Here is an 18,615-nt window from a genome sequence, read left to right on the forward strand (position 1 = left end):
CAGGCTCTTCTAGAAACGGTAAGTGAGGTCGACGAGCAGGCGCAGATCGCGTTCGCGATCGCCGTCATACGTTCGGCTGACCAGGCTCAGGTTGGCGCCGGCTTCCAGTACGTCGTTCCAGCGAATACGCTGGCCGTAACCGATCAAACCGACACCGCCGGCGGAGTAATCCTGTTGGCGATAAGTACCCGCACCGATCTGGAACTGCTGACTCCACTGGGTCTCGTAGCGGTGATAAAGCACATGGTTGACGTTGACGGTGGGCATCACGCCGAAATCCGACTTCGGGTTGAAGTACAGCGTGTCTTCCTTGCTATTGCGGCTGGCACTGACTTCCAGGCCCAACTCCACTTGCACCTTGGGTGAGCTGTAAATGCCCTCGCGGCCAGTGAGCAAGGCTTCGATGCGGTCGTTGCCATCGCTGAAATGCGACGGGCTCACGGCCAGTTTCCACTCGCGGCTTTCGTTGGCACGCCAGCGGATAAAACCGCTGCCGCCGTTGGCCGTGACATCGGTATTCAGGGCGCGCAACGGAGTGGTCGCCGAGAGGTAGTCGAGGCTGCCGCCGTATTGCCAGTGGTCGTTGATGTCGCGGGCAATCGATACGCGCGCGCCTTGTTTGGAGCCAAAGCCGTAGGAGTGGTTGGACACCTCGGCTTCAAGGGTCATGTCACGGGTACGCCGCTCCACACCCACGCGCTGCCAACGGTGATGGCCGGTACCTTCGGTAAAGTCGGCGGTGCCGTAGCCCACACCGGCGAACAGGCGCCAGTCTTCGTCGATGGGCGGCGTGTAGATCACGCTTTCAATGCCCCAGTCACGGCTACCCGTTATCGCGCCGGCCTCCTCGTTATTGCTGCCACCGTAGCTTTTACCGGTGTAGGCCTCGACGCGGACTTCGGCCATGTCGTGCACATTGCGCAGGCGATTGAGGCGCTGTACCTGGCGGTTTTCCGGGGCACGGGCGACGACGTCGTCGGTGAGCAGGTCGAGTTGGCGCCACTCCTGCAGGTCCAGCGCCGTGAAGCCTTGGGACATTTCCACGCCGATGTCACGCGGGCTCTGGTTTTCAGTTTCCTTGAGTGAATCTTCAGCGCGTCTTGGCCACTCACGGGCACGGTACATCTCCGCCTGCGCCAAACGCACACCGATGCTGCCTGGGGCTTTATTTCCCAAAGCCTCCAGGTTTGCTTCGCTGGCGTTCAGGTCATCGCCATAGGTACCGGCTTGGGCGGCCAATTGTTGGGCGTCCATCCACTCGTCGTTAGGGTTGCCGATGGGCAGGCCCTTGAGTTCAACCCGAGGTTTCTCGGTGCTGGCCAATTTATCGGCAACAACGCGTGCCTCTGCCACCTGGTCGTTTTCCAACAAGGCGTAGAACAAGGCAGAACTGTCTTTAACGTGATCACCGGGGTCGGCATCCGCAGCTGTCAACGCCTGGCGATACAGCGGTGCGGCCTTTTCCGGCAAGCGCTGGTCGAGGTAGGCGGCAGCGACCCAGCGCACGGCATAGGTCGGCAGTTGCACACCTTCGGCCTTGAGCGTTTCGTACTCACGAATCACCTCAGCGGTGCGCGCCCGCGCCTTGAGCGCGCCGAGGCGGTCGATGCGCCAGACCACCACGTCGCCCTTGGCGCTGGCGTCGGGGGTCCAGCGCGCGAGCAGTTTGTCGTAGGCCTCAAGTGCGCGGTCGGCGATCACAAAGCGTTCTTTCTCGGTACGCGTGGCGAACTCGGCCATACGCACGCGCTCGGCGGCCAGGTCGCCCTCGAGGCGGCGCTGCGTGACTGCATCGATCAGGCCCGGGCGCTTGGCCGACAGACGCAAGGCGGCTTCCGGCAGGCGAGCCTTTTGCAGGGCGACGATGTATTCGCGGGCGACTTCAGGTTTGTCGCCGGCGCGGATAAAGGCCTGGTCGAATTCAAACAGCGCGTCGTAGTTCAAATCGGCGCGGGTCAGCGCGTAGCCCAGGGCCATGCGCCGGTTGGGGTCATCGGGCTTGGCGGCTACCAGCGCGCGGGTGCGTTGCACGGCTTCGCTGGTTTTGCCGCCGTCAGCCTGGGTAAGGGCCAGGCCCAGTTGCAGGTCGACATTGTTCGGTTCACGCAACAGCGCTTTGCGATAGACCGCCTCGGCCTGCGCCCACTGCTTCTGGTTGCGATAGGTTCGCGCAACCGTGGCCAGCGCCTGGGCGGTCAAGTTGCGATTCTGACCCTGTGCCTCGTACACCTTCAGCACTTCGGCATCCTGGCCGGCCCAGCCAGCGATCACCACGTGGTCGCTGATCTGGCCTGGCGTCTGGCGCTCGGCAGGCAATTGGCGCAGTTGAGTCAGGGCGGGTGTGAAGTTGCCGTTGCGCGCCTGGATGATCAGGGCGTCGTAGGCCGGGTCGGCCATGGCAAAGGTGGGCATCAGCAACTGGCTGCACAAGGTTACCCCGATGAGCAGCCGTAACCGGCCTGAGGCACTGAGTGGGAGATTTCGCAGCATATCGTGAGCTTCCTTACACACGGAAAGCTGTAACGATGGGTGGTCCTGAGCGATTTGCATCAGGGTGTCGGCGTCTCGTGACCCGACCTAGCTTTCCTGTATGAACTATCCCCGACGCAGGTACGAAAAAGGACAATGCATAACAATTGTTCAGAATTGCCCTGTGAATCTGAAAATGAATGGGGGAGCAGACTTGCCTGCGATAACGGGTAACCCATCAGCACGAGTGCCGACCGTTGACCCTTATCGCGGGCAACCCCACTCCCCCATTATTTATTTCTGGGCGATGACCCAGTTTTTACTGTGCGCCGCCGACCGCACCGACTTTTGACATAACGAAACCAATGAACTGCTCGACCGTCATTTTCTGGCCGTTGAAGGTCACTTCATTGTTAGCGTAATGCAGCTTGGAAACCACGTCGCTGCCCACCAGGGTCGCCAGTTGTGTGCCAACGGCCATGCCGCTGACCATTTCGCTGGCCATCTGGGATTGCTGCTCGATGGCTTTAGGATCGGTCACACCGCCAACCTGCGCTTGCAGGGCGGCAACGTCGGCGATCATTGGCTTGGACAGGGTCAGGTTGGCGTCCAGCAGCGCGACCATTTGCTTGCCCAACTCAACCGGCGGCAATTCCATGGAGGTCGGCTTGGCCAGGTCCAGCACCAGGTTGAACTTGCTTTCACCGTGGGTGGTTTTCAGCGACAGGTTTTCCAGCGCCACGTGTGGCTTGGCGGCCAGCAACTGGCCGACGTTGGCTTCAGCCAGGGCCTGCTCGGCTTCAGTCAGTTGCAGCTCCGGCACCGGTTGGCCGGCGGCGGCAGCAGCTTGCACCGGCTGCATCTTGTCCTGATACAGCTTGGTCAGCAGCAGGCCAGAGGGCACATCGATGTTCTTCACGCTCAGGGCCATGGCGGCAGAGCCCACGGGTTTGCCCTGATAGCCGATCTCGTCGATCTTGTAGTCGACGCGGCCAGACATGTTGTTGTCTTTGACTTCGCTGGTGTCTTTCTGCTCGAAGCCCTTGAGGGTCATCACGGCTTTCTGTGGGCCGAAGGTGAGCTTGGTGTCGGTCAGCTCTATCGTGTTCTGCCCGGTGTAGAAGCCGAAGGTGGATTTCTCCAGGTTGCTGGCCACGGTCAGGCCGGCGAATTCAGCGTCGAAGGGTGCGCCATTGGCATCGACCACAGCCAGTTTGAGGCTGTTCATGTAGCCGTCGACCTTGACCTTCTTGCCCTCGGCGGTGCTGTCGAAATCCAGGTTGAGGCCAGAGAAATTCACCGAAGCCGTCTCGTCCTTGAACTCCAGCGGCAGCAGTTCCAGATTACCGCTCACCGAACGGCTGTAGCCGATATTGGCCACGCCTTTGAGCGGTGACACGTCTTTGGCGGCGGCGAACCATTTCTCAGTGGTGGCGTTCTTTTCCAGCGCGTAGTGACTGGTCGCCATGACCGGCAGCCATTTCAGCGATACCAGGCGCGAGAACGGCAGCGGGCCGTGTTCGATATGGTCGACAATCAGCAGCTCGGGGTTCGGGTTCTGCTCGCCGAAGAACGAGCCCTGGCCCTTGAGGCGATAGTGCGCGGTGCTGCTGAACAGGCCACGGTCCAAGGACACCAGCTCCAGGGCAACAGTGCCGTCGACGCCGGCCATGGAACGTTGCAGTTCCTTGTTGGCGTCCTGCACCGCCGTTTGCAGCACGGGCTCCAGCTGCTTACCGGTGTACCAGGCACCGCCTGCACTGACGACGCCAACGGCGACAACGAAACCCAAAAGAACAACGGCTGGCTTATTCATGAAGTGACCTGATCAAATCCTGTGAGAAGTGGGCTGTCTTCCTTGAACCCCGAAGGGGATTGGCTCAAGCCCGCCGAAAACGGGGGAAGATTAGCACTGGCGGCCACAAACGGCCCAGCCTTTCAGAGGGATCAGTTCAGCACTAGTTCACGAATACTCCAGTTCTATTTCATCCAACTGGTGGTCGAAACTCTTCAGGCGTGCCGTCCAGGTGTACACCAGCACCTCAAACTCGCGGTGTATGACCGCATTGCCGGGGGTGTCCGACTTGGGGTCGCAGAAGTCCAGCTGGTAGCGCTCGCGGGCCATTTGCGTGGCGACGTCGGACAGTTCCCGCGCGTTGCTCAGCCAGTGCCTACCGTCAGCGACCTGCTGATCAAGTGCCACGCACTGTTTTTTCAGGACTTCGAGGCTTTTCTCCAGGGGCGTGCCGGTGAGGTCACCCATGACTTCCTGGAAGGTCCGCCCCGGCTGCCAATAGCTGCCCCAGAAATAGCGGTCGAACACGGTCTCGACCCGGCGCAGGGCGACCTTGGTGTCCCAGATCGCCACGCGGGTCTTGCCTTGTTCGAGGAGTTTTTTCTTCACCCGTTGATTCTGGTAAGAGGCCCACGCCACGACGCCGATGGACAGGGTGCCGATCACCAGGCAGGCACTGTCGAGAAACACCATCGCCTTGTCGAGCTGATGGGCGAGCATCACGCCGTAGAAATAGGTCGCCGATAACAACACCAGTGCGAAACACACGCACCAGAAAGCGGGAGCATAAGGGTTTTTCATTATTGGAATCCCCATGAGCAAACGCGAGCAGTGACAAGCGGATCGTCACGGCGGTCCGCCTGTCAAAGCATAGCTATTCGCTCAGGGTTTGCCGGGTTGTGACGCGTGCGTTCGTCCGCTTTCCCAACCGCCGCCCAGGGCCAGGAACAGATCGATCTGGCTCATGGCAACCTGGGTGTTGGCCGCCGCCAGTTGCGCACGCACATCGGTGTAGGTGCGGGTGGCTTGCAGGTCGGCCAGGAACGACGCGCGGCCGGCCTGGAAGAAGCGGTGGGTCTGCCCTGCTGCTTCCTTGGCCGATTCGCCGGCTTCGGCCAATGCATCGCGGCGTTGCAGTTGCGCAGTGTACTGCGCCAGGCCGGTCTGGGTTTCGCGGATGGCATTGAGCACCACGCCGTCAAAGTGCGCCAGAGCGCCCTGGGTGGCGGCTTCGGCTTCGTGAACGCGCGCGCGGGCGCCGTTGGTCGGCACTGTCCAACTGATCATTGGGCCAAAGCCCCAACGGTTGGTCGCAGGCTGGCCAAGGTTTTCGAGCAGGCCAACGGTGCCCACGGTGGCGCCAATGCTGATATCCGGGTAAAGCGCGCCAGTCGCCACGCCGATTCTCGCGGTGGCGGCGGCCAGTTGACGTTCGGCCTGACGCACATCGGGACGGCGCTTGAGCAACGCCGCGCCATCGCCCACCGGCAGCAGTTGGGCGATGTGCGGCAGCTCGGCGCAGGTGCCAGTGCCCGCCGGCAGTTGGTCCACCGGCTTGGCCAACAGCATCGACAGGCGGAACAGCCCGGCCTGGCGCAATGCTTGGTAGCGCGGCATGTCGGCGCGCAAGGATTTGTATTGGGTTTGCGAGCGCGTCACCTGGGTTTCATCGCCACGCCCGGCGTCACGCAGACGCTGGGTGAGCTTAGTGCTCTGGGCCTGCAGGTCGAGGGACTCATTGGCAATTGCCAGCTCTTCGTTCGCGGCACAGACCTGGGTATAGGAGCGCACGACATCGGCTACCAGGGTGATGCGCGCAATATCAGCAGCCGCCTGGGCCGCGTCGGCACTGGCCTGGGCGCTTTCGATGCCGCGTTGTAGCGTACCGAACAGATCGAACTGGTAGGACGTGGTGATACCCACGCTGCCAATATTGCCCACCGGGACTTTTTCCGTCAGTAAAAACGCTTCGCCAGACTCTTGCAGACGCTGGGCTTCAGCCTTCGCGCCGAAGCTCCAGCCGCCTGCGGACTCCGCTTGCTGGGTCTGAAAGCGCGCACGCTGCAAGTTCGCAGCCGCCACGCGCAAGTCGGTGTTCGACGCCATCGCTTGGCGCACCAGCTCATCCAGGCGCGGGTCTTTGTACAGTTTCCACCAGTCGGCCGGCACCGGCGCCGACACCACGTTGTTACCCTCCCCAACAATTTGCCCTTGCAGATCGCCACGGTTGACGGCGGCTTTATCCGGCAGTGTGTAATCCGGGCCCACCACTTGGCAGGCCGACAGCAGCAAACCCAGCGCGGCGGTCGCCAACAGCTGCTTCATGGTTTGTCTCCGTCTTTAACCTTATCGCCGATGATCGAGACAGTCGCCGTACGCCCGGCGATCATGCGGAAGTCCGCTGGCACATCGTCAAACGCAATGCGCACCGGGATCCGCTGGGCCAGGCGCACCCAACTGAACGCCGGGTTGACGTTGGGCAACAGGTTGGAGCCGCTGCTACGGTCGCGGTCTTCGATACCGGCGACGATGCTTTGCACATGGCCACGCAGACGAGCGTTGTCGCCAATCACGCGGATATCCACGCTCATGCCGACGTGGATGCCGTCGAGCTTGGTTTCTTCGAAATAGCCATCGATATGGAAGGAATTGCTGTCCACCACCGACAGCACCGGGCGCCCAGCGGTGACGAACTCCTGGGTACGCGGCGCACGGTCGTTGACATAACCGTCCACGGGGCTGCGGATCACCGAGCGGTCGAGGTTGAGCTGGGCAGAGTCCACCGTCACCTGGGCTTCAGCCAGGGCAGACTGGGCCCGGGCCACGCGCGATTGGCTTTCTTCCAGTTGCTCGCTGGGCACCAGGTTGCCGAGGCCACGGTTACGCTTGTACTCGCGCTGGGCCTGGGCCAAGGTTTCCTGGCGGTCGGCCACGGCGGCCTGGGCTTGGCGCAGGGCCAGCTTAAAACGGTCCTGATCGACGGCGAACAGCACCTGGCCCTTGGTTACCAACTGGTTATCGCGCACGTCGACGCGCTGGATCAGCCCGGACACGTCCGGGGCGATCTGCACAATGTCGGCACGGATGTGGCCGTCACGGGTCCAGGGGGCAAACATGTAGTACATGACCATGCGCCACACAACGACGACCGCAAACGTCACGATCAACAGCGTCAGGACGACACGGCCGATGGTCAAAAAAGGTTTTTTCATGTCATCAGGTATCGACTGAGTGAGTCCACCGCGCCCAGCAACAGCGCGTAGAGTCCCACGTTGAACAATGCCCGGTGCCAGACCAGGCGATAGAAGTGGACGCGGGTCAACAACCCGTGCACCACCAGAAACAACACATAAGTAATGCCCATCAGCACCAGCAACGTGGGCAGGAACACCCCGCTGATATCCAGATCACCGATCATAAAGGCGCTCCATCGGGTAGCGGCGCTTGCACCTCGGCGCCGCCAATGAATTCCACGCCCGGCAGCAGTGACAGGCGCAAACCAGCCAGCGCGTGCAGCAGATGCAGGCGGGTGTCATCTTCGTCTTGCAAACCCTGGCCGTTGAGGGCGCGACGCGTGCGGTCCAGCGTCATCAGCAGACCGCTGGGCGCCGGCAAGCGTTCACCGGCCTTGAGGCACGCCTTGAAGTAAGCGCCCACGCCTTCCACCACCTGATTGAGCAGCACCCGTGGCACACCGAGGATGCGCGGTGAGTAAGCCAGCAGGTCGAGCAGGTTCAGCGCCACGCGCAAATCGCGCAAGGCGGTGCCGGTGTCCTGGTTGATCAGGGCCAGGCGCGGCAGGTGTTGCATCAGGCGGTCGAGCATTTGCACGGCCATGTGCCGGTGCTCGGCCAGGGTCGCGGGCTCGGTGAGCGTGACGATGTCGCGCCAACTGAAACGCGTCAGGCGCTTGGCCGCCAGTTCAGCACCGAACGGCCGTGCAATCAGTGTCCACACGAAGGCAAACAGCAAGCCCACCGGCCCAGCCAGGTTGACGTTGGCGAAGTTGAGGAAGTCCGCGTCATAGGCGCCCTGGATGCTGATAAACGACGAGGTATTCACCAGCGTCAGCAGCATGCCCAGGTAAAATCGCGGCTGCACGGTGAGCGTGCCGATGCAGATAAACGGCACGGCAAACGCCAGCACCAGCATCGGGAAGTCATGCAGGTTGGGCAGCACCAAAAACAGATAGAGGCTGGCGAACAACACCGACATGGCGGTCCAGAAAAAGAACCGGTAGATCTGCGGTGCGGGGTCATCCATCGTTGCAAAGAAGCTGCAGGCGACAGCAGCCAGGATCACTGCGCTGCCGCCGTCGGTCCAACCCAGCAAAATCCACAGCACCGAAGCAACGATGATCGCGCTGACGGTGGAGAACGCCGAGTAGAACATCAGGCCACGGTCGAGGAAGGGCGTGAGGCGTCCCAGGCGCCAGTGGCGGTAGACGGCGCGCCAACTGTCCTGGCTTTCACATTGGATAGCGGCTTGCAGGCTACGGCAGTCTTGCCACAGGTCGATCCATTCGCCCAAACGGTAAAGGGCGTTGGAGAACAGCAGCGTGTGGCGGTCGTCCAGCGCTTCGCCGTGGGGTTGCAGGGCGTCGACCTGGTCACGCAGGGCGCGCCAGCTGTCCATCGGCGCGCTGTCCTGGGTGTTTTCCAGCCATTGGCGGGTCGCTTCCAGCAATGGCGTGATTTTATCCAGGAACTCCGGCGCGCGATGCTCGATGGCATACAGCGCATCGTCGAGTGCATCCACCACTGGCAGCAGGTGAATCATGCGCCCGCGCAGCTCTTTGGTATTACGCACCGTCTGTGGCCTTGCGCCTTCGTGGGGCAACTGGCCGATCATCAGTTCGAGGGTGTTGAAGGTGGCGACCATGCCGCCGCGCAGCGTGCTGATTTCTTCAGGCTCAACATTGCGGGCCAGAAAGCGCTGGCTATAAACCTGGGCGTCGGCAAACCACTTGGTCACCGAGCCATCGAACACCGGCATGAGACGGCGCGGCCAGAACATCGCGCCCACTACCGCCGCGACGACGATGCCGAGGAAGATTTCTTCGGTACGCGCTTCGGCCACATCCCACACAGCCAGGGGGTTATCCACCACCGGCAAGGCGATCAGCGGCAAGGTGTAGCCGGCCAGCATCAAGGCGTAGTTGTTGGCGGTGCGCAGGTGCATGGACAGAAACAGCAACGTGCCCGTCCACAAGGCAATCACCACCACCAACATATAAGGCGACTGCACGAACATCGGCACGAAAATCACCGCCGCCGCCGCGCCCATGAAGGTGCCGATGGCGCGGTACAACGCCTTGGAACTGGTAGGGCCGACAAACGGGCTGGAGACGATATACACCGTGGCCATCGCCCAATACGGACGCGGCATCTGCATAAGCATGGCGATGTATAACGCGATCATCGACGCCGCGAAGGTACGCACCCCATAGAACCAGTCACGGGCGGGCGGGAAACCGGTAAAAAATCCGTTCAAAGCGTCGCCGCCTCGAAGGCGCGCAATACCCGCAGCGCGGCTTCCAGATCGTTGGGGGCGATATCCGCCAGTACGTCCTTACGCAGCCGCACCAATTGCGCCTCCACCGCTTGCACCAGCTCACGGCCGCGCTCGGTGAGGCTCAAGGACTTGGCGCGACGGTCGTGGACGTCTTCTGTGCGGCACACATAGCCGTCTGTGCACAGCCGGTCGAGCAGGCGCACCAGCGACGGGCTTTCCATGCCCGAGGCCTGGGCCACTTTGACCTGGTGCACGCCATCGCCCAAGCGGCCGATCATCAAGAGCGGCACGGCGCAGGCTTCGGAGATGCCGTAGCTCACCAGCGTGGTCTGGCAGATTTTGCGCCAGTGACGGGCGCCCACCACCATGCTGCTGCTCAGGTTCATCTGGAGTTGTTCGAGAGATTGAGGCACTGGATAGTTCGCATACAGTTAGTTTGCTAACTATCAATATGGTAGATGAAGCCACCATCGTCAAGTTTTGAAACAATTTAGCGGATGGGTGGTGGGGGCTGGGGATGGAGAAAGCGGGCTTGAGCGCGGGCGAGTCATTTGAGTCGCTGCAAAACACATGGGGGAGCTGGCTTGCCTGCGATGGCGGCGGTCAAGTCGAGGTAGATGTCGACTGACACTCCGCTATCGCAGGCAAGCCAGCTCCCACGTTTAGACCGGGCTGGCTTCAAGCTTACTGTCTGGCTTGAACCCCTCGTCCACCCCGCAACATCAGATTCAACTCATCCACCACCACCGCCCAATCCGCATCCTCCAGAATCTCCTCGCGCAAAAACGCCCTTTGGCTGTCCGTCCAAAAGAACGCATCCGCCAATTTCAACTCCGGTTTGAGCGGCGAATGAACCGCCACGAACCGCTCAATACTCACCGGGTCATTCTCCAGACCCAGCTGTTTGAACAATGACGGCAAACTATGCACGGGCGATTCCATGACGGGCTCCTGAAAGAAAAGAATTAACCCAGTCTAGCGACAGCCCTCGGGTTGCGCCGACGGTACGTTGCACAACACAAACAACCGCGCCCTGGCACCGCCGCCATCCTGGCGACTGAGTTCGCGCCAGCCGACGGGCAGCGGCGCGAATTCATCCGGCGCTTCGTTGCTGCTGATCAGCCACACGCGCCGGGTCTCGGCGGGCAGTGCTGACAGGCGGTCGAGATAGATGCGCCCGCCGTCCTGGTCTACCAAGGTACCGAAGCCATACGCATTCGGCCGAGTGGGCGTGCCGTCCGGTTTGGGCGGGGTGTAGAGCTGCAATTGGGCGTCGGTCTGGTCGTAATACACGTAGCTGAGGTACCACATCATGTCGCTGAGGACGATGCGGTCGTCTTCCTGGTAGTTGCGGTTGACGAACTCCACCGGCACGTTGAACTGGTCGTGTTCATCCACGGCAAAGTTGTTCTTCAACCCCACCAGTTCGACGCCGACAAACAGCACAAACAGCGCCACCCCCAGCAGTGAAAACCGCGACGGCAGGCGGTCGATAGCCATCGCCACAAGAACCGGCAAGCCCAAGGCGTATACCGTCAGGTAGCGCTCGATAAACACCGGGGAAACAAATGACACGCCGTAGACCAGCAGCAGTGGCAACAGGAAAAACAGCGCCAGCAGGCTGGCCGGTCGGCAGCGTTCGCGATCTCGCCAAGCGGTGATCACAACAACAGTCACCAGCAGCAGCGGAAACAGCCAGAACAACGGCGGCCAGAAGCCAACGCCTTCATCCTGGAGCACGAACTGCCAGATCATCGAAGGCAGGGAGAACAGGCTGACCGGTTCTTCCCAGCCTATGTCGCCGCCCACCTTGAGCTGTTCGACGTGTTGCACCAGGTCCAACAGGTTAGGCAGCCAAGGCAGATACAACAGCACAATCGCGGCGTTAGCCGCCCACCATGCCGGGCGGGTGATCAGGCGCCGGTCTCGCGGCGCCGTACCCCAAAGCACACCCAGATAGGCCCAATGCACCAGCACACACAGCGCCGTGAAGTAATGGGTGTAGAAACCAGCACTCATCAACACGACATAGGCCGCCAGATAACGCGTGCGCTCGGGTTGACGCACCCAATACACCAGCGCCAGCGTGGCGCCCAGCAACCACACGCCCAGTAGCGAGTACATGCGCACTTCCTGGCTGTAGCGCACCGCCGTAGGTAATAGCGCCAGCAAAATGCCCGCCAGCACCGCCGCACGACGGCTGGACAATTGCTGCGTCAGCCAGACGCCCAGGCCCACGGCGACCACACCGGGGACGGCGCTCATGCTGCGAATCGACCAGATGCTGTCGCCGAACAGCTCAATCCAGCCGCGCAGCAGAAAAAAATACAGCGGCGGGTGCACATCATGCGCCGCGTGGAACCACAGGTCGGCCACGGCGTATTCGCTGAGCAACAGGCTGGAGCCTTCGTCGCCCCAGATCGCCGCCGCCGTCAGGTTGTAAAAACGCAGGGCCATGGCCAGCGCCAGAATCGGCACCCACCAGAGTCGGCTGATCCAACCGGCACCTTCCCAAGAGAGGCGGTTGAGTGCGGGTAACGTCCCGACCTTTTCGTTTTGCTCTACCACAGACCGACGCACCTCGATTCCCCTGCCCTTGATTGCCTGAGTGCAAACACCGCCACTCTAGGACAAAAGCCCCTGATTCGCTTCTATAACCCGATAAATCGGCAATTTGTGCAGGGCTTCTCCGAAGCGACCGTAGGAACACGCTATTATTGCCCTCCTCCAAGGACTCAGGATCAAGGACACGTCATGCGCATCGGTTTTCTGTCACCCCTGGCACTGGCACTGCTCGCGGGTATGACCCAACAGGCCCAGGCCAGCTCCGACGACTCGTGCTACCCCGATTGGCGGGTCTCGCGTGACAGTCTCGACGCGTGCAGCAACCAACCCTTCCTCAACCCGGGCAACGACAGCCGCGTCAACCTGCGCCTGCTGCTGGCGGACAAAAAGGCTGCGCTCCTGGCGCCCAATGCCTTGAGCGAAGACGACCTGGCCCAGGGCTTTGGCCCGGTGCCCTTCCCGGTCTATCGACTGGCGCCTATGCGCAGCACAAACGAAGAACCCGACAACAAGCCGGACGACTCGCGCACCGCCGAACTCGACACGCTGCTCCAAGCTCTGGGCATCAAGCGCGACGAGTACAAAACCGCCGGTGAAGCGTTCCTCAATGGCGAGGGCAGCCGCTGCCGCAGCAACGACGATGACAGCGCCACCGCATTTATCAGCCAGGTGATCAAGGCTGACATGCCGGCGGCCGAGCGCGAGGTGCTGGTGAAGGCGCGTTTGCAGTTGCTGACCGCCTGCTCCTGGGACGGCCAAGTGGCGGACGCCCAGCAGATCCAGTCCGCCGACGGCCAGCTGTTTCGCACTTACCTGCAGGCCGCCGCCGACTTCTACAGCGGTCGTTTCAGTGACGCCGAACGCGGTTTTGCCGCTGCCAGCAGTAGCAATGTGCCTTGGCTGCAGGAAACCGCGCTGTACATGACGGCGCGCACTTCTTTGAACCAGGCCCAGGCTGAAGCCTTCGACGAATACGGCATGCCGCGTCTTGAGCATGTGGATAAGTCCGCCCTGAGCGATGCCGAAGAAGGATTCCTCACCTACCTGAAAACTTATCCACAGGGCGATTACGTGGCCTCCGCCCGTGGCCTGTTGCGCCGCGTGTATTGGCTGGCGGGTGACAACACCAAGCTCGCCGAGGCCTACGCCTGGGCGATGACTCAGGCGACTGATACGCAGCGCAATGTGTCGGTGGACGAACTGGTGGAGGAAGCCGACCTCAAGCTGTTGATGGTTAATAGCGAGACCGTCACCACGCCGATGATCCAGCTTGTCAGCGACCTGATGGTGATGCGCGGTGGCAACCAGCCTGCCCTGTCCCGCGCCGACTTGGAGAAGCAAAAAGCCGCATTCGCCAGCGCGCCGGAGCTGTACGACTACTTGCTGGCGGTGTGTGCGTTGTACATCGAGCATCAACCGGACGCCGCCTTGAAGCAGTTGCCCCAGAGCGTGCCGTCGAGCCTGAACTACTTCGCCTTCAGCCAACAGACCCTGCGCGCACTGGCCCTGGAAGCCAAGCAAGACTGGAAAGGCGCCGAAGCACTATGGCTGCAACTGCTGCCCCTGGCGAAAATGCCGCTGCAACGCGACCAGCTTGAGCTGGCGTTGGCGATGAACTACGAGCGCAGCGGCCAGTTGGCCAAAGTGTTCGCCGCCGATTCGCCGATCAGCGCCAAGCAGGTGCGCTACATTCTGCTGCGCAACGTTGCAGGCCCTGAGCTGCTGCGCCAGCAGATCGCCCAGGCCAGCGACCCGCTGGAACGCCAGACCGCGCAATTCGTGCTGCTCTACAAAGACCTGCTGCGCGGCCAGTACGCGACATTCGCCGAGGACCTCAAGCAACTGCCGGTCGCTGCCCCTGAAGATAAGCTGGGTACCAGCTTGGGCTACGTCTACAGCGCCAGCCAGACCTTGAAGCTGTTCCAGTGGAATGGCGATAAAGCCGAATCCGGCTACGCCTGCCCAGCCATCACGCAAACCGCCGCCGTCCTGCAAAATGACGCGAAGAATCCACAGGGCCTGAACTGCCTGGGTGAATTCATCCTGCGTAACGGCCTGGACGGCATGCCATTGGAGCAGGCGCGCGCCGCCGGCAGCCTGGGCAGCACCGCATCGGACTTCAAGGGCGAAACCTTCTCGCGCCTGGACGGCTACAAACAGGTGATCGGCAATACCAAGGCGCCGAAGAATGACAGGGCCTACGCGCTGTTCCGCGCCATCAACTGCTATGGGCCGTCCGGCTACAACAGCTGCGGCGGGCAAGACGTTGAGCCCGCCGTGCGCAAAGCCTGGTTCCGCCAGTTGAAAAGCAGCTTTGCCGACACCCAGTGGGGCAAGTCGCTGCAGTACTACTGGTGAAACACCTGTGGCTAGGCTTGCTGTTACTGGCAAGCCCGGCCTTCGGCGCCGTCGACGCCCGCAACTATGACGCCTTTTGGCTGTGGAGCGGCGTCACCCCACAACCGGTGCTCAAGCAGGCCAAAACCCTGTACATCCTTCAGGGCCAGATCAACGCCACCCGCCGCGCGCCAGGGCGCGGCGTGCAGATGATCGCGCAGGGCATCAGCGTGCCGCGCATCACTCAGGGTGAAATCTGGATCGTCTACCGCGCCCACACCCTGCGCTGGCCAGAACAGGTCTACCGTCAACTGCTCGGCCAGGTGCAACGCTGGCGTGAAGCGGGCAACCCGGCCGTCGGGATCCAGATCGACTTCGACGCCCGCACCCAATACCTGCACGAATACGCCGACTTCCTGCGCGACCTGCGCCAACGCCTGCCGGCCGACCTGCGCTTGAGCATCACTGGCCTGATGGATTGGAGCAGCAACGCCGACCCGGCCGCCATTGCGCAGCTCAAAGGCGTGGTGGATGAAGTGGTAGTGCAGACCTATCAAGGGCGGCACAGCATTCCGGATTACGCGGCGTACCTGCCACGAATGAATAGGCTGGGGTTGCCGTTCAAGATCGGGCTGATTCAAGGCGGGACGTGGGAGGAACCTGGGTATTTGCAGCGGAGTGAGTGGTTTCGGGGGTATGTGGTATTTTTGCAGAACCCTTGAAACACTCCCCCTCAACCGGCGCCCCACACCACGCCTGTCACAACCCACCCCCATCCCAGCAGCCCAACCACTATTGCAACCCAATTGGCGCTCGTGAGATGCGTGTTTCTCGCCCCGTCGGGGTCATGCTCCAAATGATTAATCGCATCTTGCAACTGCAACGCCAGCGCGACCTGCAACATTGCGATGCAGGCAGCTACAGCGAGTGCGGCGAACGGTGAAAGCAGCCACAACACCGTGAAGGGCAAACACCCGCACACAAAAATCGCCACCGCCAGGCAACGTGGCCACCAGTGGTAGGCGGACTCGCCCTGCTCCAGTTCACGCATCACGCTGAGGATCAGCGAACAGAAATAGCACGCCGGAAATAGCACCCGAACCCAGGGCCATAGCCTCTTGCCCGTGGCCCGCTGATAAAACGTCCATTGTCGGTAGAGCCAGTAGACGAAGTAGCCGCCCAGCGTCAGCAGCATCATGACGAGGAATTTGCGCGGGGCCACGACCAGAAACATCGGTTCACGAACCGGCATCCAGCTCAGGCTGGAGCGCGGTGTGGCATAGGGATTTTCGGCGATGGACATGGGCAGTATCTCGCGAGGGTTGCCAGCCGAAGCTAACGCTCGCGAGACGTTCAAAGTTCACACCCCACTCAATCAGGAGGCCTCCTACAACCGATTACCTACCAGTCGTAGGTCAGGCTCGACACCACCGTGCGCCCTTCCCCGTAGTAGCAATCCAGATTACTGGTGCACTGCGACACGTAGGTTTTGTTAGTGAGGTTCTGCACGTTCATCGCCAGTTTCACGCCTTTGAGCTTGAGCGGCGAACGGCTCAGGTCGTAGCTCAGGCTGGCGTCGTAGACGCTGTAGGACGGCACGTTGAAGGCGCCTTCGTAGTAGTCGCCCAGGCTTTGGCGCGCGTAGCGTACGCCCAGGCCTGCGCCGAGGCCGGCCAGTGGAGTGTCGCCGAGCACGGTGTAATTGACCCACATCGATGCGGTGAGCGGCGAGATGCCGGCAGGGTGGCGGCCTTGGCGGCCGTCGTTGTCCTTGGTGTATTTGATGTCGTTGCGCGACGCCGATGCGACGATGTCCCAAGCGTCGCTAAGCGCAGCCTTGGCTTCCAGCTCCACTCCGCGTGAACGCATGGCGCCGCTTTGGGTGCTGAAGGTGGTGTCCACGGGATTGGTGGTGAGCACATTTTCCTGGTCCAGTTGGTAGACCGAAACCTGCACGAAACTCTTCTGGCCGGGCGGCTGGTACTTCACGCCGACTTCGTATTGGTTGCCGGTGGACGGCTCGAACGGCTTTTGGTTCGCATCGGTGCCCGCCAACGGCAGGAAGGATTCCGTATAACTGACGAAGGGTGCCAGGCCGTTATCGAACAGGTACACCAGTCCCGCACGCCCAGTGAACGCCTGGTCTTTGCTGGCGAAGCGGGTATCGGTCAGGGGTTCTTTATTGACCACGTTGGCCCAGTCGTAGCGACCGCCGAGGACCAACGCCCATTTGTCCCACTTGATCTGGTCCTGCACGTAGAGGCCGGTCTGAGTGATGGTGCGGTCCCAGCGATACGGCTGGCCAAAGTTCAAGCGCTGGCCATAGACCGGCTTGAACAGGTCGATGATCGGCGGGTTGCGATCGTACAAACCATGGAACTGCGAGTTGGAATGGTAGTAATCCAGGCCGAAGATCATGGTGTGGGAGAACGCACCCGTGTCGAATTCGGCCTGGGCGATGCTGTCCACGCCAAACACTTTGTTGTTCTGCGCCCAGTCCACACCGAAGCGTTGCAGGTAGCGTTGGTCCTGCACGCCGGTGACCGGGTTGGCGACAAAACGGTAGCCGTGCAACGGTGCGGTGTAGCGGTCGTCGACCTCGGCGTAGCGTGCGTTCTGCTTGAGGGTCCAGGTGTCGTTGAGGCGGTGGGAAACCTCGTAGCCCAGCACGTATTGCTCGCGGTTGTACTGGTTGACGCCCGGTTCGCCTATGAACAGGTCGCGCTTGATCTTGCCGTTGGGGTTGTCCCACAAGGTGCCGGACGCCGGCAAGCCTTGGGCTTCGGGCACGCCTTTGTCTTTCTGGTACTGCGCGAACAGCGTCACGTTGGTGTCATCGTTGGGCCGCCAGGTGAGGCTGGGCGCGATGAACTGGCGTTTGTTTTCGACGTAATTGACTTCGTCCTGCCCATCGTTGGCCAGGCCGGTGAGGCGATACAGAAATTGCCCCTGCTCATCCAGCGGGCCGCTCAGGTCGATGGCCGCGCTTTTATGCTCGTAGGTGCCGGCTTCCAGTACCACTTGGTGTATCGGGGTTGCGCTGGGTCGCTTGCTGACCATATTGACGATGCCGCCGGGCTGGTTCTGCCCATAAAGCACCGAGGCCGGGCCCTTGAGCACTTCGATGCGTTCCAGGGAATACGGCTCGATCTGCAACGCGCCCCCGGTACTGCCGCCGCCGTAGGGCAGGTGCAAACCATCGAGGTAAAGCGGCGTGGGCGAGAAGCCCCGGGAAGTCGGCTCATCGAACAACTTGACCCGGTCGGCGAAGCCGCCAGCGCTCATGCCAGGGGTGTAGAGCAACGCCTGGGTGACGCTCTGGGCCCCACGCGCCTTGATTTCGGCGGCGGTGATCACGTTGATCGTTTGGGGGATTTCCACCAGCGATGAGTCCGTCTTGCTGCCGGACGCACTGCGCGTTGCCACGATGCCGTCCACCGGGCCCCAGGCACTTTCCTGCGCTTGCTGGCCGCTGATCTGGGTGGCGCCAAGCTGCAAAGGCCCGCCATTGGGAATCGCCTGCAACGACCAACCACCCTGGGATTGCACCGCCAACAAACCGCTGCCCGCCAGCAGCCGTTCCAGGCCGGACCCGACCCCGAAGCGCCCCTGCAAACCGGCACTGCGCTTGCCTTCGGTGAGCGTGGCGTCCACCGACAGCAAGATGCCTGAGGCACTGGCAAAGCGATTCAGCGCCTGGTCGAGGCTGCCAGCCGGAATGTTGTAGCTGCGCAGCGTCTCGGCGCTTTCTTCGGCATGAGCGAAAGTCGGTACCATCGGCACCGTCGCCAACAGGCTGACAAACAAGCCACGGCGCAGGGCGCGGGCCAAGGGTTGGATTGGGTGGTGCGGCATTGCAGGACTCCCCGTGAGAACGCTTCTTGATTGGCTTTCAAGAGGTATCCCGAGCGGGACGCAAAAACCGACAAGCACGC

14 protein-coding genes are annotated in these 18,615 nt (G+C 61.7%); 2 read left to right on the forward strand and 12 right to left on the reverse strand.

The window, feature by feature from the left end; translation table 11 throughout:
* Nucleotides 1-9: 9 nt before the first annotated feature.
* From pgaA to JBO08_RS27300, 10 genes are all read right to left on the reverse strand, one after another.
* Nucleotides 10-2,490 carry a poly-beta-1,6 N-acetyl-D-glucosamine export porin PgaA gene (gene pgaA / locus JBO08_RS27255; protein WP_220075276.1) on the reverse strand — a complete coding sequence of 827 codons (2,481 nt, stop codon included), beginning with the start codon at nt 2,488-2,490 and terminating at the stop codon, nt 10-12.
* Between the two features lie 298 nt (nt 2,491-2,788).
* The gene (locus JBO08_RS27260) at nt 2,789-4,285 is read right to left on the reverse strand and encodes a YdgA family protein (RefSeq protein WP_065872811.1); all 1,497 of its coding nucleotides are present in this window, start codon (nt 4,283-4,285) and stop codon (nt 2,789-2,791) included.
* Nucleotides 4,286-4,432: 147 nt separating this feature from the next.
* Nucleotides 4,433-5,065, reverse strand: coding sequence for an NADH:ubiquinone oxidoreductase subunit N (locus JBO08_RS27265; RefSeq protein WP_065872812.1), 633 nt, complete (start codon nt 5,063-5,065; stop codon nt 4,433-4,435).
* An 81-nt stretch (nt 5,066-5,146) separates the two neighbouring features.
* Nucleotides 5,147-6,589 carry an efflux transporter outer membrane subunit gene (locus tag JBO08_RS27270; RefSeq protein WP_220075277.1) on the reverse strand — a complete coding sequence of 481 codons (1,443 nt, stop codon included), beginning with the start codon at nt 6,587-6,589 and terminating at the stop codon, nt 5,147-5,149.
* Entirely contained in the window at nt 6,586-7,476 is an 891-nt protein-coding gene (locus tag JBO08_RS27275) for an efflux RND transporter periplasmic adaptor subunit (protein WP_049710689.1), read from the reverse strand. The genes JBO08_RS27270 and JBO08_RS27275 overlap by 4 nt, the downstream gene beginning before the upstream one ends.
* On the reverse strand, nt 7,473-7,682 hold the full coding sequence (locus tag JBO08_RS27280; RefSeq protein ID WP_012721577.1) for a DUF1656 domain-containing protein: 210 nt from the start codon (nt 7,680-7,682) through the stop codon (nt 7,473-7,475). The genes JBO08_RS27275 and JBO08_RS27280 overlap by 4 nt, the downstream gene beginning before the upstream one ends.
* Nucleotides 7,679-9,757 carry an FUSC family protein gene (locus tag JBO08_RS27285; RefSeq protein WP_065889327.1) on the reverse strand — a complete coding sequence of 693 codons (2,079 nt, stop codon included), beginning with the start codon at nt 9,755-9,757 and terminating at the stop codon, nt 7,679-7,681. The genes JBO08_RS27280 and JBO08_RS27285 overlap by 4 nt, the downstream gene beginning before the upstream one ends.
* Nucleotides 9,754-10,164: a MarR family winged helix-turn-helix transcriptional regulator gene (locus JBO08_RS27290; protein ID WP_065872815.1), complete on the reverse strand. Its 411-nt coding sequence runs from the start codon at nt 10,162-10,164 to the stop codon at nt 9,754-9,756. The genes JBO08_RS27285 and JBO08_RS27290 overlap by 4 nt, the downstream gene beginning before the upstream one ends.
* A 298-nt stretch (nt 10,165-10,462) precedes the next feature.
* Nucleotides 10,463-10,720, reverse strand: coding sequence for a DUF2789 domain-containing protein (locus tag JBO08_RS27295; RefSeq protein WP_065879695.1), 258 nt, complete (start codon nt 10,718-10,720; stop codon nt 10,463-10,465).
* A gap of 33 nt (nt 10,721-10,753) precedes the next feature.
* On the reverse strand, nt 10,754-12,358 hold the full coding sequence (locus tag JBO08_RS27300) for a glycosyltransferase family 39 protein (RefSeq protein ID WP_065879694.1): 1,605 nt from the start codon (nt 12,356-12,358) through the stop codon (nt 10,754-10,756).
* A 174-nt stretch (nt 12,359-12,532) separates the two neighbouring features.
* Between JBO08_RS27300 and JBO08_RS27305 the strand changes: the two genes are divergently transcribed.
* Both JBO08_RS27305 and JBO08_RS27310 read left to right on the forward strand, forming a co-directional pair.
* Nucleotides 12,533-14,701 (forward strand): outer membrane assembly lipoprotein YfiO, encoded by a 2,169-nt coding sequence (locus JBO08_RS27305; RefSeq protein ID WP_220075278.1) that lies wholly within the window; start codon nt 12,533-12,535, stop codon nt 14,699-14,701.
* The gene (locus JBO08_RS27310) at nt 14,698-15,402 is read left to right on the forward strand and encodes a DUF3142 domain-containing protein (protein WP_220075279.1); all 705 of its coding nucleotides are present in this window, start codon (nt 14,698-14,700) and stop codon (nt 15,400-15,402) included. Before JBO08_RS27305 ends, JBO08_RS27310 begins: the two co-directional genes overlap by 4 nt.
* Before the next feature lie 11 nt (nt 15,403-15,413).
* Here JBO08_RS27310 and JBO08_RS27315 read toward each other — a convergent pair whose 3' ends face one another.
* Entirely contained in the window at nt 15,414-15,983 is a 570-nt protein-coding gene (locus JBO08_RS27315) for a hypothetical protein (protein ID WP_065872819.1), read from the reverse strand.
* A 98-nt stretch (nt 15,984-16,081) separates the two neighbouring features.
* Nucleotides 16,082-18,535: a TonB-dependent siderophore receptor gene (locus JBO08_RS27320; RefSeq protein ID WP_065889319.1), complete on the reverse strand. Its 2,454-nt coding sequence runs from the start codon at nt 18,533-18,535 to the stop codon at nt 16,082-16,084.
* Nucleotides 18,536-18,615 lie beyond the last annotated feature (80 nt).

The organism is Pseudomonas sp. LAP_36, from assembly GCF_019456785.1.
Lineage (GTDB): Bacteria > Pseudomonadota > Gammaproteobacteria > Pseudomonadales > Pseudomonadaceae > Aquipseudomonas > Aquipseudomonas tritici.